Genomic DNA, 26,025 nt, shown 5'->3' with positions numbered 1-26,025 from the left:
GGCATGACGATCCAGACACCGAACCGGCCGGGCCACGCATCCGCGCGTCCCTTCCGCTCCGTCCTCGTCGCGAACCGCGGCGAGATCGCCTGTCGCGTGATCCGCGCGCTCACAGCGATGGACATCGAGAGCATCGCGGTCTTCAGCGACGCTGACCGCGACGCCCCGCATGTCCGGCTCGCGGACCGCGCCGTCCGCCTGGGACCCGCGCCCGCCGCGGACAGCTACCTCGACGTCGACGCCGTCGTCCGGGCCGCCGTCACGACCGGGGCCGAGGCGGTGCACCCGGGCTACGGCTTCCTGTCCGAACAACCCGCGCTCGCGAGGGCGCTCGCCGCTGCCGGGATCGTCTTCATCGGACCGGACGAGCGCGCCCTGGTCCTCATGGGCGACAAGATCCGGGCGAAGGACCACGTCGCGGCTCGAGGCGTCCCGATCATCGAGGGCATCGCCGACGCCTCGCTCGACGACGACGCGCTCGTCCGTGCCGGTGTCGCCATCGGCTTCCCGCTCATCGTCAAGCCGGCGGGCGGTGGTGGCGGCAAGGGGATGCAGGTGGTGGAGCGCGCCGAGGAGCTCCCATCGGCCATCGCCTCCGCGCACCGGGTGGCCGAGGCGGCCTTCGGCGACGCCACGCTCCTCCTCGAGCGGTTCGTCACGAGACCCCGGCACATCGAGGTGCAGGTGCTCGCGGACGCCCACGGTGCGGTCGTGCACCTCGGGGAGCGCGAGTGCTCGCTCCAGCGTCGGCACCAGAAGGTGGTGGAGGAGTCCCCGTCGCCGCTCGTCGACGACCGGCAGCGGGCGCGACTCGGCGAGGCGGCCTGCACGGTCGCACGGAGCGTCGGCTACCGAGGGGTGGGGACCGTCGAGTTCCTCGTCGCCGACGACCGACCCGACGAGTTCGCCTTCCTCGAGATGAACACGCGGTTGCAGGTGGAGCATCCGGTCACCGAGCTCGTCACGGGGCTCGACCTCGTGGAGTGGCAGGTGCGCGTCGCCGCCGGTGAACCGCTGGCGATGACGCAGGACGACGTCGTCCTGCGTGGTCACGCGGTGGAGGCGCGGCTGTACGCGGAGGACCCGTCGAGCGGCTTCCTGCCCCAGACCGGGGTGCTCGAGCGGGTGCGTCTGCCGCACGGGCCGGGCGTCCGCGTCGACGGCGGCATCGCCGCCGGGCAGTTCGTCGGCCCCTGGTACGACCCCATGCTCGCGAAGATCGTGTGCTGGGCGGAGGATCGCGGGACCGCGCTCCGGCGACTCGACGCCGCGCTCGCGGCGACGGTGGTCTTCGGTGTCCGCACGAACCTCGGCTTCCTCCGGCGGCTCCTCGCCGACGAGGACGTCGTCGCGGGACGACTGCACACCGGTCTCATCGCCGACCTGCTCGACGACAGCCCGTCCGCCGCGACGTCCGAGCGGGTCCTGACCGCAGGGGCGCTCGCCGAAACGGACGACCGACGATTCGAGGCCGCAGCGCGGACCGCCGGACTCGGGACGCCGTGGTCGGATCCCGGTGGGTGGCGCCTCGGCGCGGCAGCACCGACGCGACAGCACCTGCGTCGTGAGGACGGACGCATCGTCCGCATCGAGGTGCGTGGGTCGAGCGACGACGCGAGCGTCTCCGTCGATGACGCGGCACCGACCCGGGCCGCGGTCCTCAGCCGGTCGGACGGCACCCTGCGGTTCGAGCACGACGGTGTCAGCACCCCGTTGGAGACCGTCCGCCTGGGGGACGAACGATGGATCGCGCTCGACGGTGCCATCAGTGTGGTCGAGGTGGTCCCGCGTGAGGCGCTCCCAGCCGGCGGGGATCCGACTGCGGCCGGGACGGTCGATCCGGAGGTGCGGACGCCGATGCCCGGCACCGTCACGGCCGTGCACGTCACGAGCGGCGACGCCGTCACCGCCGGTCAGCCGCTGGTCACCGTCGAAGCGATGAAGATGGAGCACCTCCTCACCGCCACGACCGACGGCACGGTCACCCTCCACGTCGCCACGGGTGGCACGGTTGCCACCCGTCAGTCGGTTGCGACGATCGCCGCAGACCCCGTCGCAGCACACCTCAACGCAGCCCCAACCGATGCAGCACCCACGAACGGAGCATCAGCATGAACACCGAGCTCAGCCCCGAGCACCAGCGGATCGTCGACACGGTCAAGGCGTTCGCCGACGAGGTCGTCGCGCCCGCCGCCTATCAGTACGACACGGAACGGCGTCTGCCGTACGACATCATCGCGCAGATGGGGGAGCTGGGACTCTTCGGGCTGCCGTTCCCGAAGGAACTCGGCGGCGGGGGGATGGACTACTTCGCGCTCTGCCTCGCCGTCGAGCAGCTCGGACGCGTCGACCAGAGCATCGGCGTCACCCTCGAGGCCGGCGTCGGCCTCGGAGCCATGCCGATATACCTGTACGGCACCGACGCCCAGCGCGAGGAATGGATCCCGCAGCTCGCGAGCGGGCAGGCGCTCGCCGCGTTCGGCCTCACCGAGGCGCGTGCCGGCAGTGATGCAGGCGCGACGGAGACCACCGCCGAGCTCGTCGACGGTGAGTGGGTGATCAACGGCACGAAGCAGTTCATCACCAACTCCGGGAGCGAGATCACCAGTCTCGTGACGGTCACGGCCGTCACGGGGGAGCGGGTCCGATCCGACGGCCGGGTGACGAAGGAGTTGTCGTCGATCCTCGTGCCGGTCCCGACGCCGGGCTTCACCGCGCTACCGCCCTACGACAAGGTCGGGTGGCACACCTCCGACACCCACCCGCTGCGGTTCGAGGACGTCCGCGTGCCGGAGGGCAACCTGCTCGGCGAACGCGGGCGCGGGTACGCCAACTTCCTCACGGCGCTCGACGGTGGACGGATCGCCGTGGCCGCGCTCGCCGTCGGAGCGGCCCAGGGGTGCCTCGAGGAGGCGATCCGCTACGCCAAGGAGCGGGTCGTGTTCGGTCGGGCGATCGGTGACAACCAGTGGATCGCCTTCCGGATCGCGAAGATGCAGGCGCGGGTCCACACCGCCAGGCAGGCCTACTACGACGCCGCGTCGCGCATGCTCCGGGGAGCGCCCTACAAGATGGAGGCCTCCATCGCGAAGATGGTCGCCGGGGAGGCCGCGATGGACAACGCACGCGACGCGACCCAGATCTTCGGCGGCTACGGGTTCCTCAACGAGAACCCGGTGGCGCGGCACTACCGGGACTCGAAGATCCTCGAGATCGGAGAGGGCACCACCGAGGTGCAGCTCATGATCATCGCCCGCGAACTCGGCTTCGCGTCCTGAGGACATGATGAGCGAACCGTCCGAGACGCAGCCCGGCCCCGTGATCGAGCAGCGGGGCCTGTACTTCGAGGAGTTCGTGGCGGGTGCGACCTACCGCCATCGCCCAGGGCGCACCCTCACGGAAGCCGACAACGTCCTGTTCTCGACCCTCACGATGAACGGGCAATCACTGCACGTGGATGCCGCGTGGTCTGCGACCGGGCCCTTCGGGGAACGGCTCGTGAACTCGATGCTGACCCTCTCGACGCTCGTGGGGCTGTCGGTCGCGCAGCTCACCGAGCAGACGATCGTCGCGAACCTGGGCTTCACCGACATCGCCTTCCCGAACCCGATGCGCCACGGTGACACGCTGTACGCCGAGACGCTCGTGACGGCAAAACGGTTGTCGTCGTCGAGGCCGGGCGAGGGTGTCGTCACCCTGCTCCACACGGGTCGGAACCAGGACGGCGTCGTCGTCGCGACCGCGACCAGGAGCACGCTCGTCCAGTGCTCGGGTGCATCGTGACCGGCGCCGCGGCGTTCGACCTGGGGCCGGCGATCCTCTTCGTCCCGGCGGACCGTCCGGACCGCTTCGCGAAAGCGGCCGAGCGCGCGGATGCCGTCATCCTCGATCTCGAGGACGCCGTCGATGCGGCGCGCAAGGCGATCGGTCGCGGAGCGATGGTGGAGCATCCGTTGGACCCGCTCCTGACGATCGTGCGGGTGAATCCAGCGGATGGCCCGGACTTCGCGGCCGACGTCGCCGCCGTGGCGACAACGGCTTATCGAACGGTGATGCTCGCGAAGACGGAGAGCGTCGCGCAGCTCGACGACCTGGCCCGCGCCCTGCCGGGGGTTGCGATCGTCGCGCTATGCGAGACGGCCGCCGGAGTCGTGCGCGCCGAATCGATCGTCGCGCACGACTCGGTCGTCGCCGTGATGTGGGGCGCTGAGGACCTGGTGGCGTCACTCGGCGGCACGAGCAGCAGGCGCTCTGACGGACGCTACCGCGACGTCGTGGGCGCCGCTCGATCGCACGTCCTGCTCGCAGCGGGGGCCGCCGGTGTCGCCGCGATCGATGCCGTCCATCTCGACCTCAATGACCAAGCGTCGCTTGCGGTAGAGGCGGAGGATGCGAGTGCGGTCGGCTTCGTCGCGACGGCGTGCATCCATCCCGCGCAGGTCCCGATCATCCAGGCCGCTTACCGTCCGGACCCCGAGGCAGTGCGCGCGGCGAGGGAGCTACTGGCGGCTGCCGCCGACCGCATCGGCGCCTTCCGGCATGCCGGGCGCATGGTCGACGAGCCGCTCCTCAGGCACGCACGCGCACTTCTCGCGCGTGCCGGGGAGGTTTCTGGGAGCTGAGCCTCACCCCGTCCTCTGAAATGCGGACTGCTCATATCTTATATTTTGGATATGTTGGACCTGGCTCGAAACCGGGCTGCGGCGGCCTATCTCAGCAGGCTGCCGTTTCAGGAACAACGGGGTTGAGATGAAAAAGAAGCTGTTCGGTCTTGTCGCGATGGCGGCTCTGGTCACGGGCGTATCGCTGACTGCTGCGGCTCCAGCGCAGGCTGCCTGCAGGGTCGACAATCTGAGCATGTGGCAGGGGAAGAACGCCACGTGCCTGAATATCGTGCACGTTTCGTTCGGGTCGAGTACACATCTCGGGAATCCCGCTCGCGCCGGGCAGTGGTCCAAACAGCAGCTGTGTTGGGATGGTGCGACGGGTTACTCCTACCGCAATGCGTAGGCTCTGGACCGTCCCCGTAATCGCAGCGCTCATGTTGTTTGCGTCGAACGGGTGCGCCGCAGACTTCGGACCGTCAGACATCGTTGCCGGGAGTGCCGGAGACGTGCCGGAGTTCACGGGACCGTGGGCGTCGGAGTTCGCGGACACATATCGAGCTGGCAGTGACGTTGTCCGAGCGATCCTCGAGGATGGTGCGATCTCCGACGCCGAATGGGCGGAGACCAGCGACGCGTTTATCGGCTGCATGCAGGACAGGGGAGTGAGGGTGACGCTCGACGATGCGTACGGCGCGATCGCACTCCCAGACATGTCGAAGCCGGACGCCGCTTCGGACGCAGCGCTGGACGCGTGCACGCCGGACTTCTACGCGGTCAGCAGTCTGCGCCGCGATCTTGCCCGCAACCCGGATGCGCGCGATGAAGACGCCATTATCGCGGCATGTCTGGTCGATGCGGGGCTCGTCGAACCCGGGTACTCCGGCGAGGACCTCGCCTCAGATGCTAAGCAGGAATCACTCCCATTCGACAACGATGACCCAGTGTTCGGGTCCTGCATCCGCGACCCATTGGGTCTCCTTGAATGACGACCGCGCTCGTCGTCGGCTTCCGCCGTCCGTGTGGCTCATGATCCCCTCGCTGCTCGTGCTGGGAGCTCTCCTCGGGGTGACGGTCGTCGGGGTCGCTCGTCCCGAGGCTGCGCCGCCGGCGATCGGCGGGGCGGTCCCGGTAGGCGAGGTACCCGTGACCAGTACGAAGTACCTCGACGTACGCAGCGTCACGCTCGCTTTTGAGACCCAGTCGCAGGGTGAGATCGTCACGCCGGTGGGCGGATTCATCACGCGGACGAGCTGCGTAGTCGGCGGCGAGGCGCAGTCCGGTGAATCGGGCATAGCGATCAACGGGCGGTCCCTGGTCTACCTCGCGTCGGGCGCGCCGCTGTGGCGGGACCTCGGACCGGACTCCGTCGGAAGCGATGTCAGAGGCCTCCAAACCGAGCTGAATCGACTGGGCTACTCGCTGGATGCCGACGGCGAGTTCGGCCCTCTGACCCTGCGCGCGGCTCGCGACCTCGCGGAGCGCAATGGCGTGGACAGCAGCGACTGGAGCGTCATACCTCGGGAGGCTTTCGTCTGGATCCCCGCACCTGTGACGGGGATCACGAGCTGTCCGACAGTTCTCGGTGCATCCGTCGCGCCGGATGACGCGCTGTTCGTTGCGCCGCCGGTCATCGCCAGTGCACGTGTCGCCGCGCTACCTGACACGCTCGCTCCTGGCCCACGGGTCATCGTCGCGGGCGAAGTCCGGGTTGCGGTGGACGATCAGGGGGCCATCGCGGATCCCGCAGCCCTTCACGAGCTCGGCCGGTCGTCTGAATTCGCAGCCTGGGTTGCAGCGGACGATGGCACGGACTTCATCGTCGACCTTGAGCTCGCATCGCCGGTGACGGTGACCACCGTGCCACCCGCTGCGGTCTTCGGACTAGACGGTTCGACGGGGTGTATCTCCAGTGCCGGTCACACCGTCGTCGTCGAGGTCGTCGGATCAGGTCTCGGTCAGAGCTACGTCGTTGTGCCAGCAGACGCCGAGGTCGTGGTAGTCGACGTTCGGCTCCCTCCCGGTCGACCATGCGGTTGACGGCCGAGGGCCTGTCCCTGCGCTTCCCACAGGGCGACTGGCTGTTTGAAGACCTCTCGTTCCGCTTGGTACCGGGGTGCGTGTACGCGGTGACCGGGCCATCCGGTTCGGGCAAGAGCACGTTGCTCAGTCTGCTCGCCGGCTGGCTGCGCCCGACGAAGGGTGTGATCGTGCGCGAGGACGTCGCGGTGACCAGTTGGGTGTTCCAGAATCCGCACGGAGTTGCGAGACGGACTGCTCTCGACCACGTCGCGCTCCCTTACCTCGCGCGCGGCGCGGATCACGACCATGCTTGGCAGAGCGCGTTCGCCGACCTCGAGACGGTGGGTCTCGCCGCAGTCAGCCTGCGTCAGTTTCGACACCTCTCGGGCGGGGAAGCGCAGCGCCTGATGCTCGCCCGCGCACTTGCGACGCATCCCCACCTGTTGCTAGTGGACGAGCCGACCGCTCAGCTGGACCAGCGCACGGCCGTCTCAGTGAACGAGGCGATCGGGTCGATCGCATCTGACGGGACCATCGTCGTCATCGCGACGCACGATGAGCGCACGCGCGATGCATGCACGGACGAGATCGCACTCGGTGCAGCGCGATGAGGTGGGCATCGACCCTCCGAGAAGCAGCGCTCGACGTGCAGTCCGGCACGACGAAGGCGACGATGCTCGGTTGTGTGTTGTTCGCCGTCGTCCTTGTGCTGGGCTTGGCTGAGATCAGCACGATGTCCCAACTCCTGACTGCTGCCGACGTCTTCCGACGTGCGGGTGGGGCGACCCTGGTCTACATCGCCCCCCAACGGATCGACGGGCCAGCCTGCGACCGGCTCACGACGATCCCCGGCATCGACGCTGCGGGAGCCATGAGGCCGTCGACTGAGAACGAACGCCTGCTGGCGCTTCCGAGTTCGTCCGTACCGACGTTCGAGGTCAGTCCGGGTTTCTCCGGTTTCGTTGCGCTCGATGCGCCGCGCCCCCACCGTGGCGTGCTCGTCTCGGCCGCGCTCGCAGATGCCCTCGAACTCGATGCCAGTGACAAGCTCCCGTTGATGAGCGGCACGGTCGAGGTCGGAGCCGTTTTTACCTCCGCGGAGGACGGCCGCCGGCCTGGCCTCGGATACGCGCTCATTGCTCCGACAGCGGCGATCGGTCCGTTCGACGAATGTTGGATCGACACCTGGCCGCAGTCGCAATCGTCGACCGATGCGCTGCGCACCGTCCTCCTCCCAGGGGCTGGGGCAACGGATGCATCGCCGCCCCGGCTCGCGCAGCTCAACAGCACGCTCGGCGCTCACTTCGACGGCGCCGCGCGGTACGCCGAGCGTCTCTCTCGATTCGCGCCGCTCGCCGGAATCGTCATCGCCGCCGCAATCGGGTTCGTCGCGACCCGAACCCGCCGCATCGAATTGGCATCCGCGCGTCATGCAGGGGTGCCGGTCGGGTCGCAGGTGCTGCAACTCGTCTGCGAAACACTCTGCTGGGCCGTCGGCGCTGCAGTGATGGCGGTGTCCGCCATCCTGCTGCTCCTGGAGATCGCGCCCCAGGAAGGCCTTGGAGTGGTCGCTGGGATCGCGATCCGACCAGCCGTAGTCGCCGTGCCCGCCGTCCTTTGTGGAGTGATCGGCGGGGTGGCGCTCACGAAGGAGGAGCAGCTCTTCCGGTACTTCAAGGAACGGTGATGTCGCCCCGTTGAAAGGCCACCCCGGGTGAAACGCGCAATCGTTACGAATCAGTTGCCACCCGGTCGTGATGTCGTCCAGCCGAAGTCGCCGGTCTCCTCTAGCCTGGTGAGCAAGCACCGGCCCGTCGCTCCACGCACGGATCCCGACGGTGCAGCGCGTCACCGGTCGGCGGACCGAGAGAGGGGCAGGGGATGCCACACCTCTGGCGCTCGTCGAGCACCCGTGGCAGTTCTCTCGTCGGCGGAGCAGCGGACGGCGTCGACGACGACGCGAGTCGGCGTCCCGAGCAGCTCGTCCCGCACCCGTCCTTCCCGACGCCCGTCCAGGACCCCGAGCCTTCTGAGGCACCGAGGCGCACGATCGGCGACTCCGAGTTGTCGGTCTTCCCGGTCGTGCTCGGCGGCAGCGTGTTCGGGTGGACCGTCGACCCCGACACGACATCGGACATCCTCGACCGGTTCCACGACTCCGGCGGCAACATGGTGGACACCGCCGACAGCTACGCGGGCGGACGCAGCGAGATCCTCATCGGCAACTGGATGCGGAAGCGCCGCAACCGGGACGACATGGTCGTCGCGACGAAGATCGGCCGGCACCCCGACTACCCGGGTCTCGGCTCGGTGAGCATCATCCGCGCGGTCGAGGCGGCGCTCGAACGGTTGCAGACCGACCACATCGACCTGCTGTCCTTCCACGACGACGACCCGAGCATCCCGTTGGCCGACAGCCTCGGGACGGTCGACTGGTTGATCGAGACCGGCAAGGTCCGCTACCTCGGCACCTCGAACACGACCCCTGAACGGCTGATGGAGGCGCGGATCCTCTCGGCGAGCGGCTTCACCCAGTTCGTCGCGCTCGAGACGCACTACAGCCTCATGCACCGGGAGCCGTACGAGAGCACCCTCGCGCTCGTCGCGACGGCCCAGCACCTCGGTGTCCTGCCCTACTTCGCCCTCGCGAACGGCTTCCTGACGGGCCGCTACCGCACTCGCTCCGACCTCGACCCGAGCACCCGCGGCAGTCGCGCCGCTACCCATCTCCACCGCCGTGGACTGCGGGTCCTGCACGTCCTCGACGAGATCGCGGAGGAGAACCGCTGCACGGTCGCCTCGGCGGCGCTCGCCTGGGCCATGTCACGTCCCGGCGTCGTCGCGCCCATCGCGAGCGCGTCCCAGCCGGCTCACGTCGACTCGCTCATCGCGGCGGCCGACGTGCGGCTGAGCCGCGGGCAGATCCTCGAGCTCGACCGCGTCTCCGGTCGCTTGCGCTGAGTCGACCGGCGGTCGCCTGCGCACGGTCGCTCGCGCGCGACGCCCGGGAACCTGACGTATGGTTGGGGTGATGAACGCCGCCGTCGACTTTCCGCTCACTCGTCCCGAGCTCGCGTTCACCGCATCCGGGGACGCGCTCGTCCGCCGGACGGTCCTGCCCAACGGGCTGCGCATCCTGAGCGAACACATGCCGGGCAGCCGCAGCGCGACGATCGGCTACTGGGTGGCCGTCGGCTCCCGCGACGAACAACCGGCGACCGCCGATCGACCGGCGACCTTCGGCTCGACGCACTTCCTGGAGCACCTCCTGTTCAAGGGCACGCCGTCGCGTTCCGCCCTCGACATCGCGGTCGCCTTCGACGCCGTCGGCGGCGAGCACAACGCGCTCACGGCCAAGGAGCACACCTGCTACTACGCCAAGGTGCGCGATCGCGACCTGCCGATGGCGGTGGACGTCATCACCGACATGCTCACCTCCTCGCTACTCGACCCGGAGGAGTTCGAGAACGAACGCGGCGTCATCCTCGAAGAGCTCGCGATGATGGACGACGATCCAGGGGACGTCGCCAACGAACGGTTCTTCGAGCGCGTGCTCGGCGAGCACCCGCTCGGGCGTCCCATCGGCGGTCACCCGCAGTCGATCATCGAGGTCGGCCGGGACGCCGTCGTGGCGCACTACCGAGCCAATTACCGCGCGAACGACGTCATCGTGACGGCGGCCGGCGCCGTCGACCACGACGCGCTCGTCGCCCAGGTGTCCGAGGCGCTCGTTCATGCGGGATGGCCGGCGGACGCGGTGGCCGCGCCGGTCGCGCGTCGGACACTCGCTCCTGCTGCCGTCATCGGCGGATCGCCGCTCTCGGTCGTGCACCGACCCACCGAGCAGGTCCACCTGCAGATCGGCGGAGCGGGCCTCATCGCGGGCGACGAGCGACGATTCGCCATGAGCATGCTCAACTCCATCCTCGGCGGCGGCATGTCCAGCCGCCTGTTCCAGGAAATCCGAGAACGGCGCGGGCTCGCCTACTCCGTGTACTCGTTCGCCGGCAGCTACTCGGACGCCGGCGTCTTCGGCCTCGCTGCCGCCTGCTCCACGGCGAAGGCGGCGACCGTGGCCGAGCTCATGCTCGCCGAGCTCCACCGGCTTGCCGAGCAGGGTGTGACGGACGAGGAGTTGTCGCGCGCGCTCGGTCAGCTGAGCGGCGCCTCGGCGCTGGCGCTGGAGGATTCGGACTCGCGGATGAGCCGCCTCGGTCGAGCGGAGCTGACCCTCGGCGAGTTCATCGACCTCGACGAGAGCATCCGTCGCCTGCAGTCCGTCGGTCAGGACGACGTCCAGCAGCTCGCGCAGCACCTCGCCGCGCAGCCCATCACGGTGTCGGCGGTCGGAGCCGTCGACGAGGACACCTTCGCTCCGATCATCGCGGGGGTGCGTTGAATGTCCCATTACCTGTATCTCGTCAGACACGGCGAGCAGCAACACGCTGAGCACGGCTTGCCCGACGGGCCACTGTCGGCACGCGGTCGGCGTCAGGCACAGCTGCTCGCGGAGCGCCTCGGTGGTGTCCCGATGACCGCGGCGTGGCACTCGCCGTTGCAGCGTGCCGCGGAGACCGCCCAGATCATCGCCGAGCGGATGCCGGCCGTCACACCGGAGCCGTCGTCACTGCTCTTCGACTGCGTCCCGAGCGGTCGCACACCGGAGACGCCGTCGGCGTTCGACCCCTTCTTCGGCTCGATCACCGAGGCGGAGATCGAGGCGGGCGAGGCGCAGATGGCCGACGCCGCTGCCGAGTTCCTCTCGCCGAAGCGCGGTGACCATCACGAGCTGCTCATCACGCACAACTTCGTCATCGGGTGGCTCGTCCGCGAGGCGCTCCAGGCGCCCGCATGGCGCTGGGTGAGCATCAACCAGGCCAACGGCGGACTGACGGTGCTGCACCAGCGCGCCGGGCGTCCGTGGAGCCTCATCACCCACAACGACCTCGCGCACCTCCCCATGGAGCTCCGCACGGGTCTTCCCGAGCCGCACATCGTCTAGTCGGCGGCGGGGGAGCAGATCGGCAGGCCTCCGCCCGAGGACGGCGCGCGCGGGCAACACGTAAGCTGAGGGCATGACGACACGAGTGGCGCTGGCCGGCGCGAGCGGCAAGATGGGCCGACTGTTCACCAGCATCATCGGTTCACTCGACGACTTCGAGCTGGTCGCGTCGCTCGGTTCGTCGAGCGAGCTGAGCGAGATGGACGGGGCGGACCTCGTCGTCGACGTCACGGTCCCGGGTGTCAGCCAGCGGATCGTCGACCACGCCGTCGCTCAGGGCATCAACGTGCTCGTCGGGACGAGCGGTTGGTCGGCCGAGCGTATCCAGCGACTCGACCGCCGGCTCGCCGAGCTGCCCGAGCAGGGCGTCGTCATCATCCCCAACTTCTCGCTGGGGTCCGTCCTGTCGACGAGTCTGGCGACCGTCGCGGCCCGCTTCTTCGACTCGATCGAGATCATCGAGTCCCACCGCGACACGAAGGTGGACTCGCCCTCCGGGACCGCCGTGCGCACCGCCGAGCTGATGATGGCCGCTCGTGGCGACCGTGGGCCCGTCGCCGCTCCGCACACCGACCAGCGGGCGAGGGGACAGCAGGTCTCGAGCATCCCGATCCACAGCCTGCGGCTCCAGGGTGTCGTCGCCCGCCAGGAGGTCGTGTTCGGTGGCGTCGACGAACTCGTCACGATCACGCACGACACGATCTCGCCCGCGTCCTACGAGCGGGGCATCCGGCTCGCCCTCGTGGCCGCCCGCGACGCCCAGGGGGTCACCGTCGGTCTCGACAGTCTGCTCGACCTCGGACTCGATCGCCCAGGGCCGGCGGGTCGGCGGCCCGCCCAGGGGGCGCCCGAGCACGTCTCCGGCCAAGCCGCGGCGGCCAGCGCCCTGTGAAGACCCGCGTCATGGTCGCGATCATCGCGGCCCTGCTCGTCCTCTACATCGTCCTCGTCGGGTACCGTGCCGTCGTCCTCCTCGGCACGGGCGAACCTGTCGGCATCGCCATGGGTGCGGCGCTCGTCGTCCTGCCGATCCTCGGCGTCTGGGCGCTCTGGCGCGAGATCGCCTTCGGCTTGGGCGCCGAGCGCCTCGGCGTCCGCCTCGAGGCCGAGGGCGGCCTTCCGCCCGAGCAGGTCGAGACCCGCGAGAGCGGCCGGCCGATGCGTGATGCCGCAGACGAGCTGTTCCCGAAGTACCGTGACGCGGCCGAGGCCGCTCCCGACGACTGGCGATCCTGGTACCGCCTCGGGCTCGTCTACGACGGTGCCGGAGACCGCCGCCGAGCACGGCAGGCCATCCGGCAGGCGATCCGGCTCTCGCGGAGCTGACCGGAGCGGCGGCGTCCCGTCGTTCAGTCCCGGGCGAGTGCTTCGGCCAACGCCTGCTCGACGGTCGGCGTGCTGAACGTGAAGCCGTCGTCCAGGAGCCGACGAGGTTCGACGCGCTGATCGCTCAGCAGCAGTCCGTCGGCGGCGTCGCCGAGGAGCGCCTTGAGGGCGAACTTCGGGACGCGGAGCAGATAGGGCCGGTTCATCCGTCTGGCGAGCTCGAACATGAGGTCGTCGGCACGGGCGGCCTGCGGACCGCACAGGTTCACCGGTCCGGAGAGCGTCGAGGTCAGGAGGTGGGTGATCGCCCGGACCTCGTCCTGCAGCCCGATCCACGGCCAGAACTGGCGGCCCGAACCGAGCGGACCGGCGACCCCGAACCTGGTGAGCGGTGCCAGCGGCTTGAGCACGCCTGCCAGGTCGACGACGATACCGTTGCGGAGCAGCACGGTGCGGACGGCGTCGGGCGCTGCGAGCGCCGAGTCCTCCCAGGCGACGACGACGTCGGCGAGGTATCCGGCCCCTCTGGAGGAGTCCTCCGTGAGGGTCTCTCCGGGACGGTCGCCGTAGTACCCGACCGCCGAACCACTGAGGAAGGCGGCCGGTGGCTGCTCCGCCCGGTTCATGGCGTCGACGAGTGTCCGGGTGGCGCTGAGTCGTGACCAGAGGATCGTGGACCGGTAGGCCGCCGTCCACGGCAGCTTGCCGAGGGAGGCACCGGAGAGGTTGACGACCGCGTCGGCGCCGCTCAGGACCGCTGGATCCAGCACGCCTGCCAGCGGATCCCACTCCGCTTCTCCGGCACCATGCGCCGGACGTCGTACGAGCCGGACGACGTCATGGCCGTCGGTCTCGAGGGAGCGCCCGAGCGCCGTTCCGATGAGCCCGGAGGCTCCGCCGATCACGATGCGCATGCGCGTCGCCTTCCTGCTCGTGCTGCTGGACGGTGGTGGTTACGCGAGGCTGGCTTCGAGGGTGATCGGGATGCCGGCGAGCGCCTGCGAGACCGGGCAACCCTCCTTCGCCGCCGTGGCGATGCGCTCGAAGTCGGCCTCGGAGATGCCGGGTACGACCGCGCTGACGAGCAGGTGGCTGCCGGTGATGCCGGTGCCGGGGGTGAAGGAGACCGCCGCGGTCGCCTGGATGCGCTCCGGCGGGAATCCGGCGCTCGTGAGTTCGTTGGCGAACGCCATCGAGTAGCAGGAGGCGTGAGCAGCCCCGAGCAGTTCCTCGGGGGTCGTCGTCGTGTTGGATCCCTCCGAGCGTGCCTTCCAGTCGACGGCGAACTCGGCCGCCTCGGAGGTGTCGAGGCTCGTGTGCCCGGATCCCTCGAAGAGCGTGCCGTTCCAGACCGTCGTGGCTTCGCTTGTTACCGCCATGGTGCAACCTCCATCGTCGGGCCGTGCAGGAGCGCATCGGCGCTGGTGTTCGTGGGGTCAGCCTAACCGGATCGACCTGGACGGTCACCCCGTCGACAAACGCTGTCGACAGGTGCTTCAGGCCACCGTCACGCTGGTCGTCCGATGAGGCGGGCGCGGAGGAGGAGCACATACAGGCGGCAGCCGAGGCAGAACCCGAATGCCGCGTTGAGGAAGGCGGCGACGAACGCGGCACCGGCGGAGACGGCGAGGGATCCCGGCAACCCGACGAGGTGCAGCACGAGTCCGATCGCGACCACCACGAGCCCGACGCCCTGCGCGAAGGTCGGTGGTTCGGGTGCCTCGAGTTCGACGGGCGGGCCGAACCTCGGGCGGATGAGGCGTCGGAACACGATGCCGTACGGGTGGCGTCGGATCCCGGCGAACGCGCCCCACGCGAACAGGGCTGCGACGACGACGAGGAGGACGAAGGCCGGTTGGCCGGCCCGCGCGGGCAGCGTGTCGGCGAGCGGCGCCGTCAGTGCGAGGAAGACGGCGACGAGGAGGAGCACGGCGGTCACGGTCGCGCCGAACCGCGGGCTGCGCGGGTCGATGCCGGTCGGCTGTGCTGCTGGAGGATTCGAGGTCATGCTGGTCTCCCGAGGACGGATCGGAGCTCGCCGGCGAGCACCGCACGGCGTGCGACCCCGGAGAACCGACCGCGCACGATCCCGGCGCGGTCGAGGAGGAGGACGGTGGGCGTCTGCAGGACGGAGAAGCGGTCCGCGAGGTCGGGACGGTGGGTCAGATCGACGTCGAGGACGCCCACGCCCGCCTCCCCGTCGGCCAGCTCGTGCAGCAGTCGTCTGGTCCCGGGGCACTGGGCACAGAACTCGGTGCTGAACTGCACCAGGGTGGCCGATCGGCCGAGCGGAGTGGTCGTCCCGAGTGCCGCCGACGAGAGTCGGTCCCCGTCGGTGCGGTGCGACGCACGCCCGCTCCGTGCAAGCACGACCAGACCCACCGCCGTCGCGGACAGAACGAGGACGAGGATCAGCGAGAGGGCGGGCAGCGGGGACATGGTGTCCGTCAGCATAGGTTCCGGGTGCCGGTCCCTGAGCCCGTGTGACGCGAGGTGACGGCCGTGCGGGTGGTGACCCGCAAGAGGGAAACCCGATAGCCTGAGAGGGTGTCGCGTGCAGAGAACCCCTTCGGTCAAGTCCTCGTCGCCCTGGTGACGCCGTTCACCGCCGACGGCGAGGTCGACTGGAAGGCCGTCGAGCGACACATCGACGACGTCGTGACCGCGGGGGCCGACGGCATCGTCGTCACCGGCACCACGGGTGAGACGTCCACGCTGACGGACCCGGAGAAGGTCAAGCTCGTCGAGGTCGGCAAAGCCGTCGCTGGCGGGCGCGCGAAGATCATCACCGGTGGTGGATCCAACGAGACGGCCCACGCGATCGAGCTCGCGAAGAAGAGCGAGCAGGCGGGTGCCGACGGCAACATGATCGTCACCCCGTACTACAACAAGCCCACCCAGGCCGGCGTGCTCACCCACTTCCGCATGATCGCCGACTCCACGGATCTGCCGGTCATCCTCTACGACATCCCGGGGCGAACCGGCATCCCCATCACCTACGAGACGATCCTGCGTGCGGCAAAGCACCCGAACATCCTCGCGGTGAAGGACGCCAAGGGCGACCTCAGCGAGGTGAGCCGGGTCATGAACCAGACGGACCTCATGTACTTCGCGGGCGACGACGCCAACGCACTGCCCACGCTCGCCATCGGTGGCACCGGCCTCATCGGCGTCACGGCCAACATCGCACCGACGCCCTACCGACACATGGTCGACGCGGTGAACTCCGGCGACCTCGCCGCGGCCACCGCGGCGCACCGGCAGCTCGAGCCCCTCGTGCGCGCGGTCATGACCCACGTCCCCGGCACCGTCGCCGCCAAATACATCTTGCACGGCCTCGGCCGGATCCAGAGCCCGCGGGTACGTCTTCCGCTGGTCGGTCCGGAGGAGTGGGAGGCTGCGCAGATCGAGGATGAGATCGACCTGGTGAAGGACATCCCAGGCGTCGACTTCCGCAACTTCCGGCCAGACCGCAACGCCGCCGCCGGTGGCGCGCTGCCCAAGGTCGCCGGTACGACTCGCTAGACAAACCAGAGGGGGGCTACATGCCCAATACCATCATCGATCCGCCAGTCCTCGAGCCGGGGACGCTCCGCGTCATCCCCATCGGAGGACTCGGCGAGATCGGCAGGAACATGACCTGCTTCGAGATCGACGGCAAGATCCTGATCGTCGACTGCGGCGTGCTCTTCCCCGAAGAGCACCAGCCGGGCGTCGACCTGATCCTGCCCGACTTCACCTCCATCAAGGACCGGCTCGACGACATCGTCGGCGTCGTGCTCACGCACGGTCACGAGGACCACATCGGCGCCGTGCCGTACCTCCTGAAGCTCCGCAAGGACATCCCGCTGATCGGTTCCGGCCTGACGCTCGCGCTCATCGAGGCGAAGCTCAAGGAGCACCGCATCGTCCCCTACACCCTGCCGGTGAAGGAGGGCCAGATCGAGGCGCTGGGGCCGTTCGACCTCGAGTTCGTCGCGGTCAACCACTCGATCCCGGACGCGCTCGCGGTGTTCATCGACACCGACGCCGGCACCGTCCTCGTGACCGGTGACTTCAAGATGGACCAGCTGCCGCTCGACGGCCGCCTGACGGACCTCCGCGCCTTCGCCCGCCTCGGTGAAGAAGGCGTCGACCTCTTCCTCGTCGACTCGACGAACGCCGACGTGCCGGGATTCACACCGCTCGAGCGGTCCATCGGGCCGGTCCTCGACCAGGTCATCGCGAAGTCCGAGCGCCGCGTCATCGTCGCGAGCTTCTCGAGTCACGTGCACCGCGTCCAGCAGGTCCTCGACGCGGCTCACGCCCACGGCCGCCGGGTCGCGTTCCTCGGTCGTTCCATGGTGCGCAACATGGGGATCGCAGCCGACCTCGGGTACCTGAACGTCCCCGAGGGCCTGCTCATCGACTACAAGAAGGCGAAGGACCTCCCCGAGGACAAGATCGTCTACATGTCGACCGGGTCACAGGGCGAGCCGATGGCCGTCCTCAGTCGGATGGCGAACCTCGACCACGCGATCGAGCCGGGCCCGGGCGACACCGTCATCCTCGCCTCGAGCCTCATCCCGGGCAACGAGAACGCGGTCTACCGGGTCATCGACGGCCTGACGAAGCTCGGCGCCACCGTCGTCCACAAGGGCAACGCGAAGGTCCACGTCTCCGGTCACGCGGCCGCCGGTGAGCTGCTCTACTGCTACAACATCCTCCAGCCGAAGAACGTGCTCCCAGTGCACGGTGAGTACCGTCACCTCGTCGCGAACCAGAAGCTCGCGATCGACAGCGGTGTCCCGGCGCAGAACACCTTCATCGGCGAGGACGGCATCGTCATCGACCTGAAGGACGGCGTCGCGAAGGTCGTCGGCCAGCTCGACGTCGGGCTCGTCTACGTCGACGGCTCGACCGTCGGCGAGATCACCGACGCCGACCTCAAGGACCGTCGCATCCTGGCGGAGGAGGGCTTCATCTCGGTCATCGTCGTCGTCGACTCGAAGACCGGGCACATCATCTCCGGCCCCGAGGTGCACGCGAAGGGCTTCGCCGAGGACGACAAGGTCTTCGCCGACATCAAGCCGAAGGTCGCCAAGGCACTCGCCGAGGCGGCGGAGAACGGCGTCCGCGACACGCACGCGCTGTCTCAGGTGATCCGTCGGACCGTCGGCCGCTGGGTCAACACGTCCTTCCGTCGCCGCCCGATGATCGTCCCGCTCGTCATCGAGGCCTGATCACGGGTCGGGTCCGCTCGGTCCCACCCGCCAGGAGGCGGTCGAACATCATTCGCGAGGGTGATGTCCGGCCGCCTTCCGCGTTGCTACCTTGGAATCCCCTATGGCCGCTCGTCACTCCGACTGCGGTGGATTCCGGAGGTCGGCGTGGGCATTGTCCGCACCTGGGTGTTCCCCATTCTGAAACTGCTCGTCTTCGCCGCGATCGCGGTGGCGCTCGTGAAGGTCGCGTTCTTCCCGGACGCACCGCAGGAGGAAGGGCCGACGCAGCCGACCGGGAGCCTCGTGGAACCACAGGTCCAGGCGGCGCTCGGCACCGTGGTCAACACCGTCTCGGTGGAGGGCCAGGTCGTCGCCGACCCGGCCAGCACGGCGAAGTCGACCGTCGCCGGCACCGTTGACGAGGTGTTCGCGGCCAAGGGGGCCGTCCTTGCGGAGGGCGATCCCATCCTCGACGTCAAGACGATCGACGAGGAAGGCAAGGAGCGGTACGTGCAGGTGACCGCGCCGGTCGCGGGCACCCTCGGCAACGTCAAGCTCATCCACGGGCAGTCGGTGCAAATCGGCGACGCGGTGGCGCAGGTGTCACCGGCCACGTTCTCGATCACCGGGGCGTTGAGCGCCGACAAACAGTACCGTCTGCTCACCATCCCCGGCGAGGCGACGGTCACCATCAACGGCGGCCCGGCCCCGTTCGTCTGTCCGGCGGTGCGCGTCACGACGCCGTCGAGCGGTGGCGACGAGGAGGAGCCGACGACGGGTGGTGGATCCGGGCAGACACCCGGTGCCGGCGGAACCGCCGTCACCTGCGCGGTGCCCGGTGACGTCCGGGTCTTCGCCGGACTCGCCGCGACGATCGAACTCGCGGGCGGCGTCGCCGAGAACGTCCTCGTGCTCCCGACGACCGCGGTCAAGGGTTCGGCCGGGACCGGGACCGTCTGGGTCGTCGGCGCCGACGGTGCGCAGGAGGAACGGCCGGTCACGCTGGGACTGAACGACGGACAGCAGGTGCAGATCGTCGACGGTGTCGCCGAAGGCGACTCGGTGCTCCAGTTCGTCCCTGGAGCCGTCGCACCCGCGCCCGAAGGGTGCACCACGCTTCCGGACGGCAGCATGGCCTGCGACGGGTCGGTCGGGTGACGCTCCTCGAACTCCGCGGGGTCACCAGGGTCGTCCAGATCCCCGATGCGCCGCCGCTGACGATCCTCGACGGCGTCGACCTCGAGGTGCACGAGGGCGATCGCGTCTCCATCGTCGGTCGGTCGGGTTCGGGCAAGTCGACGCTCCTGAACCTGCTCGGCCTGCTCGACAAGCCGACCTCCGGATCGCTCGTCTTCGACGGCCGGCCGGCGGAGCGTCTCGGGTCCGGTGCGCGCGACCGCCTGCGCGGAGCCCAGATCGGTTTCGTCTTCCAACAGTTCAACCTCCTGCCGGGCCGGACCGCGCTCGAGAACGTCACGACGCCGCTCCTCTACGCGAGTGGACGCTCGTTCTGGCGTCGCCGCGAGATCGCCGCCGCGATGCTCGAACGCGTCGGACTCGGTGACCGCCTCGATGCGATGCCGACGAAACTGTCCGGCGGCGAGCAGCAGCGCGTCGCGATCGCGCGCTCACTCGTCCGCGGGCCACGGCTCATCCTCGCGGACGAGCCGACCGGCGCTCTCGACGTCGAGACCGGCACCTCCGTCATGTCCCTGCTCGACGAGGTGGCGACCTCCACGGGCGCCGCCCTCGTGACGATCACCCACGACCGGGCGATCGCCCGACTCGCGACGACCCACCACCGTCTCGACCACGGCGTGCTCACCCCCGATCACGAACTGGAGGCAGCGGATGTCTAGGATCCTGACCTCGATCGTCGGAGCGGTCGTCGAGGCCGCCCAGGAGCTGCGGATCCATCGTGGCCGGGTCATCCTCTCGCTCATCGGCGTCGGCGTCGCGGTGTGCGCCCTCACGAGCATGGTCGGCATGTCGTCGCTCGCGGCGCAGGCCCAGACCGAGTCGCAGGAACGCTACGGCGGCCGACCCGCCACGCTCATGGCATCGGCCTACGGCACCGGAACGGAGCAACCCGACCCGGAGACCTACATCACGGCGGTGCACGACCTCGCCGAGCGGTACGGCATCGGGTACGTCTCGCAATCCGGCAGCACCCAGCTCAACGTGCAGTTCGCCGATGGGACGGTGGCGGTGCCGGCGACCGTCGTCGACGTCCCATACGGCGAGATGCACCGCATCAGACTCGACGAGGGCGCCTGGTTCCAGGAGGACGACGGCGACCGCCTCGCACCCGCGATCGTCGTGAACCCGGCGTTCTGGCAGCGCCTCGGGTCGCCGCCCATCGAGGCGCACCCGACGGTCACGGTCCACGGTGAACACCCGGTCACGGCTGTGATCGTCGGCGTGTACGCGAGCAACGAGTGGGACACCGAACCGCAGCTGTCGATCCTGCCCGCGGGGACGGCGCTCATCGGTCCGGTGGCCGGCGCGGAGGAGGGCATGGGGCAGCCCGGTCAGTTGCCGCAGTTCGAGTTCTGGGTCCCGAACGCGGACGCCGAGGCCTTCACCCAGCGGATCCAGTCCGACCTGCGTGCCGAACTCGGTGACGCGTACAGCGTCGACGTGTTCCGCAACGATTTCGGCCAGACGGGGGAGGACCCGCTCCTGTCGTTGAAGCTCGTGGTCGGTGCCGTCGCCGGACTCATCCTCCTGCTCGGGGCCCTCGGGCTGATCAACCTCTCGCTCGTCACCGTCCGCCAGCGGATCCGCGAGATCGGGATCCGACGGAGTTTCGGGGCGACCGCGCCGCGGGTGTTCTTCGCCGTGATGATGGAGAGTGTCGTCGCCACCTTCGTTGCCGGGGTCATCGGTGTCATGCTCGCCGTGGCCGTCGTGAAGAGTCCGATCGTCGAGCAGTTCATCGGTCAAGGGCTCGTGACGGACTTCCCGCCGTTCCCCATCGAGGCGGCGGTCCTCGGGCTGGTGAGTGCCACGGCCGTCGGGGCGATCGCCGGGCTCCTCCCGGCGCTCGTCGCCGTCCGCGTGAAGGTGATCGACGCCATCCGGTACTGACCGACGGCGACCCCTCGCGCGTCATCTGCTCGAAACACCGGTGGCGTACCATCCGTCCATGGCGGTCTACTCGATCCGCGACGCCGCGGTGGCTGATGTGCGCGTCCTCACCGACATGATGGTCGAGGCGGCGAACTGGAACGCCGTCGCGCCCCGTCCCCGGTCCGCCGTCCTCGCCGATGCGCAGCACACCCGGTATGTGCACGGCTGGCGTCGCCCCGGCGACGCCGGGGTCGTCGCCGTCGGGCAGGACGGTGCGCCCGTCGGGGCGTGCTGGTATCGACTCTTCCCGTCCGATGCACCCGGGTTCGGGTACGTGGCGGGCGGCGTCCCCGAACTCATCCTGGGGGTCAGTCCGATCCACCGCGCCCAGGGTGTCGGCCGGCAGTTGCTCCGCGCGACCGTGCAGCTCGCCAGAGTGGCCGGGTACCAGCGCATCAGCCTGAGCGTGGAGCGGGCGAACCACGCCGTCTCGCTGTACCGCACCGAGGGGTTCGCGACCGTGGACCGGCGGGGGACCCGTGACACGATGGTCCTGAATCTGCGCTGACCGCCCGGCGGATCGCGGATCGTGGACACCCCGCCAGCTTGCCGGGCTGCGTCGGTGGCGACGAGTACCGTGAACGCATGGCCGCACGTTCCAACTCGACCAGCCGTTCGCGCAGCGCTTCCTCGCCGAGCGGCGCTTCGTCGCGCACCACGAGCACGAAGACGAACACCAAGCCCGGCACCAAGGCGGGCGCGTCGACGACGAAGCAGCAGAAGACCGTCGCCTATCCGTCCGCCGAGGAGCAGCGCAGTGTGCTGACCTCGATGTGGCTCGGTCTCGCGCACGGCGTCGGTGGAGCGGTCAGAGCCCTCGGCCCCGAGCGAATCGCCAAGGAGGACCGTCGCGACGGCTTCCCCTTCCTGCTCTTCCTGCTGGCCGTCGTCGGTGCCGTCGTCGAGTGGTTCGGCGCGGCCGACCCGGTCGCCCAGACTTTCGACGCCTGGTCGTTCGGCGGCCTCTTCGGCCGACTCGCCTTCGTGCTCCCGGTCATCATGATCGTCTTCGCGGTCTGGCTGTTCCGGCACCCGGCCTCGGTCGACGACAACGGTCGCATCAGCATCGGCCTCGGTCTGCTCCTGATCAGCATCTCGGCGCTCTGTCACATCCACGGTGGCCAGCCGAACCCGAGTCAGGGCCTGCCCGCGTTGGCGCAGGCCGGCGGTCTCCTCGGATGGATCCTCGGCGCTCCGCTCGCCGCGATCATCACCCCGATCGGCGCGACCGTCCTCATCTCGCTCCTGATCCTCCTCAGTCTCTTCATCGTGACCAAGACGCCGCCGAACCGCGTCGGTGCCCGCGTGCGGCAGTTCTCCACCTGGATGTTCGGCGAGCAGCCGGAGGCACCAGAGGGAGAGCCCGCAGAGCCGAAGAGCGCGCGGACGAAGCGACTCGACGACCTCGACGAGGAACCCGACGAGCCGGCGGCCCTGCCGTGGTGGCGTCGCAACACGAGCCGTCGCGAGGACGACCCGACGTTCGAGGACCCGCTCATGGGCGACAACATGACCGAGCTCCTCGGCCTCGAGAAGCCGTCCGGCGGATTCGACTCGCCGCTCGAACCGGTGGCCGCGCCTGCCGCGTCGCCGAAAGCCGCGCCGGTGCACGACGCCTTCGGCTCCGAGCTCCTCGGCGACCTCGAAGCGGCGGAGAGCGCCGTCAAGCGGTTCAACACGGGCGAGATCAAGCCGCAGACGGGTCTGCACGACGACAGCATCCCCGGCGCGACCGAGGTCATCGAAGACCTCGACCCGGCGCTCCTCGGCGCACCCGACCAGATCGACTTCTCGGCGCGCCCGATGGCGCAGCAGGGCCAGGACGACACGCCGTACCGTCTCCCGTCCGCAGGGACCCTGGCGGCGGGTGAGCCAGCGAAGACGCACAGCGCGGCCAACGACGAAGCGGTCGCTGCGATCACGAGCGTCCTCGACCAGTTCGGCGTCGACGCGAAGGTCACGGGCTTCTCCCGCGGCCCGACCGTGACGCAGTACGAGATCGAGCTCGGCCCGGGCGTCAAGGTCGAGCGGGTGACGGCACTCAGCAAGAACCTCTCCTACGCCGTGGCGTCCAACGAGGTCCGCATCCTCTCGCCCATCCCGGGGAAGAGCGCCATCGGCATCGAGATCCCGAACACCGACCGCGAGATCGTCACCCTCGGCGACATCCTGCGCTCGACGGCGGCCACGAACAGCAACCACCCGATGACGATCGGCGTCGGCAAGGACGTCGGCGGCGGCTACGTCGTCGCGAACCTCGCGAAGATGCCGCACCTCCTGGTCGCCGGGTCGACCGGCTCCGGCAAGTCGGTCTTCGTGAACTCGATGATCACCTCGCTCCTCATGCGCGCCAAGCCGAGCGAGGTGCGCATGGTCCTCATCGACCCCAAACGCGTCGAGCTCGCGCCGTACGCGGGCGTCCCGCACCTCATCACGCCCATCATCACGAACCCGAAGAAGGCGGCGGAAGCGCTGCAGTGGGTCGTGAAGGAGATGGACATGCGGTACGACGACCTCGCGAGCTTCGGCTACCGGCACATCGACGACTTCAACAAAGCCGTCGTGGCCAACGAGATCGTCCTCCCCTCGGGCAGCGAACGCGTCCTGAAGCCCTACCCCTACCTGTTGGTCGTCGTCGACGAGCTCGCCGACTTGATGATGGTCGCCCCCCGCGACGTCGAGGACTCCATCGTCCGCATCACGCAGCTGGCCCGTGCGTCCGGTATCCACCTCGTCCTCGCGACGCAGCGTCCGTCGGTCGACGTCGTCACCGGCCTCATCAAGGCGAACGTCCCCTCGCGCCTCGCCTTCGCCGTCACGAGCGTCACCGATTCCCGGGTCATCCTCGACCAGCCGGGCGCCGACAAGCTCATCGGTCAGGGCGACGCCCTGTTCCTGCCGATGGGTGCGAACAAGTCCATCCGTGTGCAGGGCGCATGGGTCGGCGAGAACGAGATCCAGCGGGTCGTCGAACACGTCACGAACCAGGCGCGGCCGGAGTACCGGAAGGACGTCCAGGCCGTCGCCGAGCGCAAGGAGATCGACGCGGACATCGGCGACGATCTCGAACTCCTGCTCGCCGCAGCGGAGCTCGTGGTGTCGACGCAGTTCGGATCGACCTCGATGCTGCAGCGGAAGCTGCGGGTCGGTTTCGCGAAGGCCGGCCGGCTCATGGACCTCATGGAGTCGCGCGAGATCGTCGGCCCGTCCGAGGGCTCGAAGGCGCGCGACGTCCTCGTCACCGCGGAGCAGCTGCCGGGTGTCCTGGCCCGTCTGCGCGGCGAGGACGACGGTTCGGCCGCTCCGGCCCCCGCAGCGGCGGCCTCGACAGCCGCCGCGGCAGCCCCGGTCGTCGGCGCTGCCGGCGGCGTCGAGCCCGACCGCTACGGTGCGGACCCGGTCGAGGCCCAGTTCCAGGACTATCCTGAGGTCGAGGGCGGTTCTGACGAAGACGCCTGGAGTCTCACCGGTCGGGAGTAGACATGACGGCATCGAACGCGTCGGCTGCTGAGCCACGCATCTCGAACTGGAACCTCCCGAACGCGATCACCGTCGCGAGGATCGTGCTCGCACCGGTGTTCATGTGGATGCTGTTGGCGGACGACGGTTCCGACGGCGCACTGCGGTGGTGGGCCGCCCTGCTCTTCGTCGTGGCGATCGCGAGCGACGGCATCGACGGACACATCGCCCGCAGTCGCAACCTCGTGACGGACCTCGGCAAGATCCTCGACCCGATCGCCGACAAGGTGCTGACGGGCGGAGCGCTCGTCGCGTTGTCGATCCTCGGCGAACTGCCGTGGTGGGTCACGGCCGTCGTGCTCGTGCGCGAGATCGGCATCACCGTCCACCGCTTCATCGTGATCTCCGACCATGTCGTCGCCGCCGCGTGGATGGGGAAGCTCAAGACCCTGGCACAGGCCGTCGCGATCTCACTCGCCCTCGCGCCGTTCTGGGTGCTCCTCGGTGACTGGGTGCTCTGGGTGAACGGGGTCTTCATGACCATCGCCGTGCTCCTGACCATCGCCAGCGGCATCGACTACGTCGTCACCGCCGTCCGGGGGTCTCGCGCCGACCGGCAGGTCAAGCGATGACGTCCGACGCCGTCGAGTCGGCCGACGCCGGTGCCGCCTCGGCGGTCCACGCGCTCATCGACGCCCGGTTGACGATCGGTGTCGCGGAGTCCCTGACCGGCGGGCTGCTGGCCGCGGCGCTCATCAGCGTGCCCGGCGCGTCCGCGACGGTCCGAGGCGGTGTGGTCGCGTACGACACCCGCCTGAAGCACTCGCTGCTCGGAGTCGACGCCGGCCTCCTCGCGCTCCATGGCGCCGTGCACCCGGAGGTGGCCCTCCAGATGGCGGACGGCGTGCGCCGTGCCCTGGCGATCGACGGGCTTCCGGCAGACGTCGGTATCGCCACGACCGGCGTCGCAGGACCGGACCCGCAGGACGGCCAGGTCGTCGGGACGGTCTTCGTGGGCATCGTGACGCGAGCGGGTGGACGGGTGGTGCCGCTCACCCTGGACGGAGGCCGCCAGGAGATCCGACACCGGACCGTGGAGCTGGCGTTGGAAGCCCTCGTGCGCGAACTCGGCGCACTCCAGTGAACGCCGGCTCCGTTCGGCGGAATACCGTCCGTTTCCATCGCGTTACAGATGACGTATTCACAAGAAAAGCCCAGTGATCCTGGTTACTGTTCGGCATACGGTGGTTGTAATGTTGGCCATCCACGAACGAGA

Annotated in this window: 26 protein-coding genes; 22 read left to right on the top strand and 4 right to left on the bottom strand. The window is 69.2% G+C overall.

Going from position 1 to position 26,025, the window contains the following annotated elements; genetic code table 11:
* The first annotated feature begins 3 nt into the window (after positions 1 to 3).
* The 13 genes from GV015_RS14905 (at position 4) to GV015_RS14840 (ending at position 12,954) form a co-directional block, all read left to right on the top strand.
* A complete protein-coding gene (locus GV015_RS14905) occupies positions 4 to 2,115 on the top strand; it encodes a biotin carboxylase N-terminal domain-containing protein (protein ID WP_159879089.1) in 2,112 nt (703 codons plus the stop codon).
* Positions 2,112 to 3,278, top strand: coding sequence for an acyl-CoA dehydrogenase family protein (locus GV015_RS14900; protein WP_159879087.1), 1,167 nt, complete (start codon positions 2,112 to 2,114; stop codon positions 3,276 to 3,278). The genes GV015_RS14905 and GV015_RS14900 overlap by 4 nt, the downstream gene beginning before the upstream one ends.
* A gap of 7 nt (positions 3,279 to 3,285) precedes the next feature.
* Complete coding sequence (locus GV015_RS14895) at positions 3,286 to 3,783, top strand: MaoC family dehydratase (protein ID WP_159879085.1); 498 nt, start codon at positions 3,286 to 3,288, stop codon at positions 3,781 to 3,783.
* On the top strand, positions 3,780 to 4,622 hold the full coding sequence (locus GV015_RS14890; protein ID WP_124769528.1) for a CoA ester lyase: 843 nt from the start codon (positions 3,780 to 3,782) through the stop codon (positions 4,620 to 4,622). Before GV015_RS14895 ends, GV015_RS14890 begins: the two co-directional genes overlap by 4 nt.
* A gap of 380 nt (positions 4,623 to 5,002) precedes the next feature.
* On the top strand, positions 5,003 to 5,593 hold the full coding sequence (locus GV015_RS14880; protein WP_159879083.1) for a hypothetical protein: 591 nt from the start codon (positions 5,003 to 5,005) through the stop codon (positions 5,591 to 5,593).
* A 40-nt stretch (positions 5,594 to 5,633) separates the two neighbouring features.
* Positions 5,634 to 6,644 carry a peptidoglycan-binding protein gene (locus tag GV015_RS14875; RefSeq protein ID WP_159879081.1) on the top strand — a complete coding sequence of 337 codons (1,011 nt, stop codon included), beginning with the start codon at positions 5,634 to 5,636 and terminating at the stop codon, positions 6,642 to 6,644.
* Entirely contained in the window at positions 6,635 to 7,237 is a 603-nt protein-coding gene (locus GV015_RS14870) for an ATP-binding cassette domain-containing protein (RefSeq protein ID WP_159879079.1), read from the top strand. Before GV015_RS14875 ends, GV015_RS14870 begins: the two co-directional genes overlap by 10 nt.
* Positions 7,238 to 7,314: 77 nt before the next feature.
* Entirely contained in the window at positions 7,315 to 8,313 is a 999-nt protein-coding gene (locus GV015_RS14865) for a hypothetical protein (RefSeq protein WP_159879077.1), read from the top strand.
* Between the two features lie 194 nt (positions 8,314 to 8,507).
* Positions 8,508 to 9,587, top strand: coding sequence for an aldo/keto reductase (locus tag GV015_RS14860; RefSeq protein WP_079002693.1), 1,080 nt, complete (start codon positions 8,508 to 8,510; stop codon positions 9,585 to 9,587).
* 70 nt (positions 9,588 to 9,657) lie between these two features.
* Entirely contained in the window at positions 9,658 to 11,025 is a 1,368-nt protein-coding gene (locus GV015_RS14855) for a pitrilysin family protein (protein WP_159879075.1), read from the top strand.
* On the top strand, positions 11,026 to 11,628 hold the full coding sequence (locus tag GV015_RS14850; RefSeq protein ID WP_071262315.1) for a histidine phosphatase family protein: 603 nt from the start codon (positions 11,026 to 11,028) through the stop codon (positions 11,626 to 11,628).
* Between the two features lie 73 nt (positions 11,629 to 11,701).
* A complete protein-coding gene (gene dapB, locus GV015_RS14845; protein WP_159879073.1) occupies positions 11,702 to 12,520 on the top strand; it encodes a 4-hydroxy-tetrahydrodipicolinate reductase in 819 nt (272 codons plus the stop codon).
* A gap of 11 nt (positions 12,521 to 12,531) precedes the next feature.
* A complete protein-coding gene (locus GV015_RS14840) occupies positions 12,532 to 12,954 on the top strand; it encodes a hypothetical protein (protein WP_197977658.1) in 423 nt (140 codons plus the stop codon).
* A 23-nt stretch (positions 12,955 to 12,977) separates the two neighbouring features.
* Here the strand turns inward: GV015_RS14840 and GV015_RS14835 are convergent, their stop codons facing one another.
* The 4 genes from GV015_RS14835 to GV015_RS14820 all read right to left on the bottom strand — a co-directional run bounded on the left by GV015_RS14835 (position 12,978) and on the right by GV015_RS14820 (position 15,393).
* On the bottom strand, positions 12,978 to 13,868 hold the full coding sequence (locus tag GV015_RS14835) for a TIGR01777 family oxidoreductase (protein WP_159879071.1): 891 nt from the start codon (positions 13,866 to 13,868) through the stop codon (positions 12,978 to 12,980).
* A 39-nt stretch (positions 13,869 to 13,907) separates the two neighbouring features.
* Positions 13,908 to 14,333, bottom strand: coding sequence for an OsmC family peroxiredoxin (locus GV015_RS14830; protein WP_079707096.1), 426 nt, complete (start codon positions 14,331 to 14,333; stop codon positions 13,908 to 13,910).
* Between the two features lie 128 nt (positions 14,334 to 14,461).
* The gene (locus GV015_RS14825; protein ID WP_124769518.1) at positions 14,462 to 14,962 is read right to left on the bottom strand and encodes a DUF4395 domain-containing protein; all 501 of its coding nucleotides are present in this window, start codon (positions 14,960 to 14,962) and stop codon (positions 14,462 to 14,464) included.
* A complete protein-coding gene (locus GV015_RS14820; RefSeq protein ID WP_159879069.1) occupies positions 14,959 to 15,393 on the bottom strand; it encodes a thioredoxin family protein in 435 nt (144 codons plus the stop codon). Before GV015_RS14820 ends, GV015_RS14825 begins: the two co-directional genes overlap by 4 nt.
* 108 nt (positions 15,394 to 15,501) lie before the next feature.
* Between GV015_RS14820 and dapA the strand changes: the two genes are divergently transcribed.
* The 9 genes from dapA to GV015_RS14775 all read left to right on the top strand — a co-directional run bounded on the left by dapA (position 15,502) and on the right by GV015_RS14775 (position 25,893).
* A complete protein-coding gene (gene dapA, locus GV015_RS14815; protein WP_124769516.1) occupies positions 15,502 to 16,479 on the top strand; it encodes a 4-hydroxy-tetrahydrodipicolinate synthase in 978 nt (325 codons plus the stop codon).
* A gap of 20 nt (positions 16,480 to 16,499) precedes the next feature.
* Positions 16,500 to 18,176: a ribonuclease J gene (locus tag GV015_RS14810; protein WP_064294449.1), complete on the top strand. Its 1,677-nt coding sequence runs from the start codon at positions 16,500 to 16,502 to the stop codon at positions 18,174 to 18,176.
* A gap of 147 nt (positions 18,177 to 18,323) precedes the next feature.
* The gene (locus GV015_RS14805) at positions 18,324 to 19,316 is read left to right on the top strand and encodes an efflux RND transporter periplasmic adaptor subunit (RefSeq protein ID WP_124769515.1); all 993 of its coding nucleotides are present in this window, start codon (positions 18,324 to 18,326) and stop codon (positions 19,314 to 19,316) included.
* Positions 19,313 to 20,017, top strand: coding sequence for an ABC transporter ATP-binding protein (locus GV015_RS14800; protein WP_079707092.1), 705 nt, complete (start codon positions 19,313 to 19,315; stop codon positions 20,015 to 20,017). The genes GV015_RS14805 and GV015_RS14800 overlap by 4 nt, the downstream gene beginning before the upstream one ends.
* Positions 20,010 to 21,248, top strand: a complete 1,239-nt coding sequence (locus tag GV015_RS14795; RefSeq protein WP_159879067.1) for an ABC transporter permease — start codon at positions 20,010 to 20,012, stop codon at positions 21,246 to 21,248. The genes GV015_RS14800 and GV015_RS14795 overlap by 8 nt, the downstream gene beginning before the upstream one ends.
* A 58-nt stretch (positions 21,249 to 21,306) precedes the next feature.
* The gene (locus GV015_RS14790; RefSeq protein ID WP_159879065.1) at positions 21,307 to 21,798 is read left to right on the top strand and encodes a GNAT family N-acetyltransferase; all 492 of its coding nucleotides are present in this window, start codon (positions 21,307 to 21,309) and stop codon (positions 21,796 to 21,798) included.
* Positions 21,799 to 21,875: 77 nt separating this feature from the next.
* A complete protein-coding gene (locus tag GV015_RS14785) occupies positions 21,876 to 24,770 on the top strand; it encodes a DNA translocase FtsK (protein ID WP_159879063.1) in 2,895 nt (964 codons plus the stop codon).
* Positions 24,771 to 24,772: 2 nt separating this feature from the next.
* On the top strand, positions 24,773 to 25,381 hold the full coding sequence (gene pgsA, locus GV015_RS14780) for a CDP-diacylglycerol--glycerol-3-phosphate 3-phosphatidyltransferase (protein ID WP_159879061.1): 609 nt from the start codon (positions 24,773 to 24,775) through the stop codon (positions 25,379 to 25,381).
* Positions 25,378 to 25,893 carry a CinA family protein gene (locus GV015_RS14775; RefSeq protein ID WP_159879059.1) on the top strand — a complete coding sequence of 172 codons (516 nt, stop codon included), beginning with the start codon at positions 25,378 to 25,380 and terminating at the stop codon, positions 25,891 to 25,893. Before pgsA ends, GV015_RS14775 begins: the two co-directional genes overlap by 4 nt.
* Positions 25,894 to 26,025: the final 132 nt, after the last annotated feature.

Origin of the sequence: Plantibacter sp. T3 (genome assembly GCF_902506515.1) — a bacterium.
GTDB classification, from domain to species: domain Bacteria; phylum Actinomycetota; class Actinomycetes; order Actinomycetales; family Microbacteriaceae; genus Plantibacter; species Plantibacter auratus.
The sequence above is the reverse complement of the archived record's forward strand: the minus strand, read 5'-3'. Positions and strand labels throughout refer to the sequence as shown.

Excerpts from the sequence above, each read along its gene's own strand:
- GV015_RS14860 (WP_079002693.1), top strand. The coding sequence starts at position 8,508 with ATGCCACACCTCTGGCGCTCGTCGAGCACCCGTGGCAGTTCTCTCGTC.
- GV015_RS14825 (WP_124769518.1), bottom strand. The coding sequence starts at position 14,962 with ATGACCTCGAATCCTCCAGCAGCACAGCCGACCGGCATCGACCCGCGC.
- GV015_RS14900 (WP_159879087.1), top strand. The coding sequence starts at position 2,112 with ATGAACACCGAGCTCAGCCCCGAGCACCAGCGGATCGTCGACACGGTC.
- GV015_RS14855 (WP_159879075.1), top strand. The coding sequence starts at position 9,658 with ATGAACGCCGCCGTCGACTTTCCGCTCACTCGTCCCGAGCTCGCGTTC.
- GV015_RS14795 (WP_159879067.1), top strand. The coding sequence starts at position 20,010 with ATGTCTAGGATCCTGACCTCGATCGTCGGAGCGGTCGTCGAGGCCGCC.
- GV015_RS14840 (WP_197977658.1), top strand. The coding sequence starts at position 12,532 with ATGGTCGCGATCATCGCGGCCCTGCTCGTCCTCTACATCGTCCTCGTC.
- GV015_RS14880 (WP_159879083.1), top strand. The coding sequence starts at position 5,003 with ATGCGTAGGCTCTGGACCGTCCCCGTAATCGCAGCGCTCATGTTGTTT.
- GV015_RS14810 (WP_064294449.1), top strand. The coding sequence starts at position 16,500 with ATGCCCAATACCATCATCGATCCGCCAGTCCTCGAGCCGGGGACGCTC.
- GV015_RS14875 (WP_159879081.1), top strand. The coding sequence starts at position 5,634 with ATGATCCCCTCGCTGCTCGTGCTGGGAGCTCTCCTCGGGGTGACGGTC.
- GV015_RS14820 (WP_159879069.1), bottom strand. The coding sequence starts at position 15,393 with ATGTCCCCGCTGCCCGCCCTCTCGCTGATCCTCGTCCTCGTTCTGTCC.
- pgsA (WP_159879061.1), top strand. The coding sequence starts at position 24,773 with ATGACGGCATCGAACGCGTCGGCTGCTGAGCCACGCATCTCGAACTGG.
- GV015_RS14850 (WP_071262315.1), top strand. The coding sequence starts at position 11,026 with ATGTCCCATTACCTGTATCTCGTCAGACACGGCGAGCAGCAACACGCT.
- GV015_RS14870 (WP_159879079.1), top strand. The coding sequence starts at position 6,635 with ATGCGGTTGACGGCCGAGGGCCTGTCCCTGCGCTTCCCACAGGGCGAC.
- dapB (WP_159879073.1), top strand. The coding sequence starts at position 11,702 with ATGACGACACGAGTGGCGCTGGCCGGCGCGAGCGGCAAGATGGGCCGA.
- GV015_RS14790 (WP_159879065.1), top strand. The coding sequence starts at position 21,307 with ATGGCGGTCTACTCGATCCGCGACGCCGCGGTGGCTGATGTGCGCGTC.
- GV015_RS14835 (WP_159879071.1), bottom strand. The coding sequence starts at position 13,868 with ATGCGCATCGTGATCGGCGGAGCCTCCGGGCTCATCGGAACGGCGCTC.
- GV015_RS14775 (WP_159879059.1), top strand. The coding sequence starts at position 25,378 with ATGACGTCCGACGCCGTCGAGTCGGCCGACGCCGGTGCCGCCTCGGCG.
- GV015_RS14830 (WP_079707096.1), bottom strand. The coding sequence starts at position 14,333 with ATGGCGGTAACAAGCGAAGCCACGACGGTCTGGAACGGCACGCTCTTC.
- GV015_RS14785 (WP_159879063.1), top strand. The coding sequence starts at position 21,876 with ATGGCCGCACGTTCCAACTCGACCAGCCGTTCGCGCAGCGCTTCCTCG.
- GV015_RS14905 (WP_159879089.1), top strand. The coding sequence starts at position 4 with ATGACGATCCAGACACCGAACCGGCCGGGCCACGCATCCGCGCGTCCC.
- GV015_RS14895 (WP_159879085.1), top strand. The coding sequence starts at position 3,286 with ATGAGCGAACCGTCCGAGACGCAGCCCGGCCCCGTGATCGAGCAGCGG.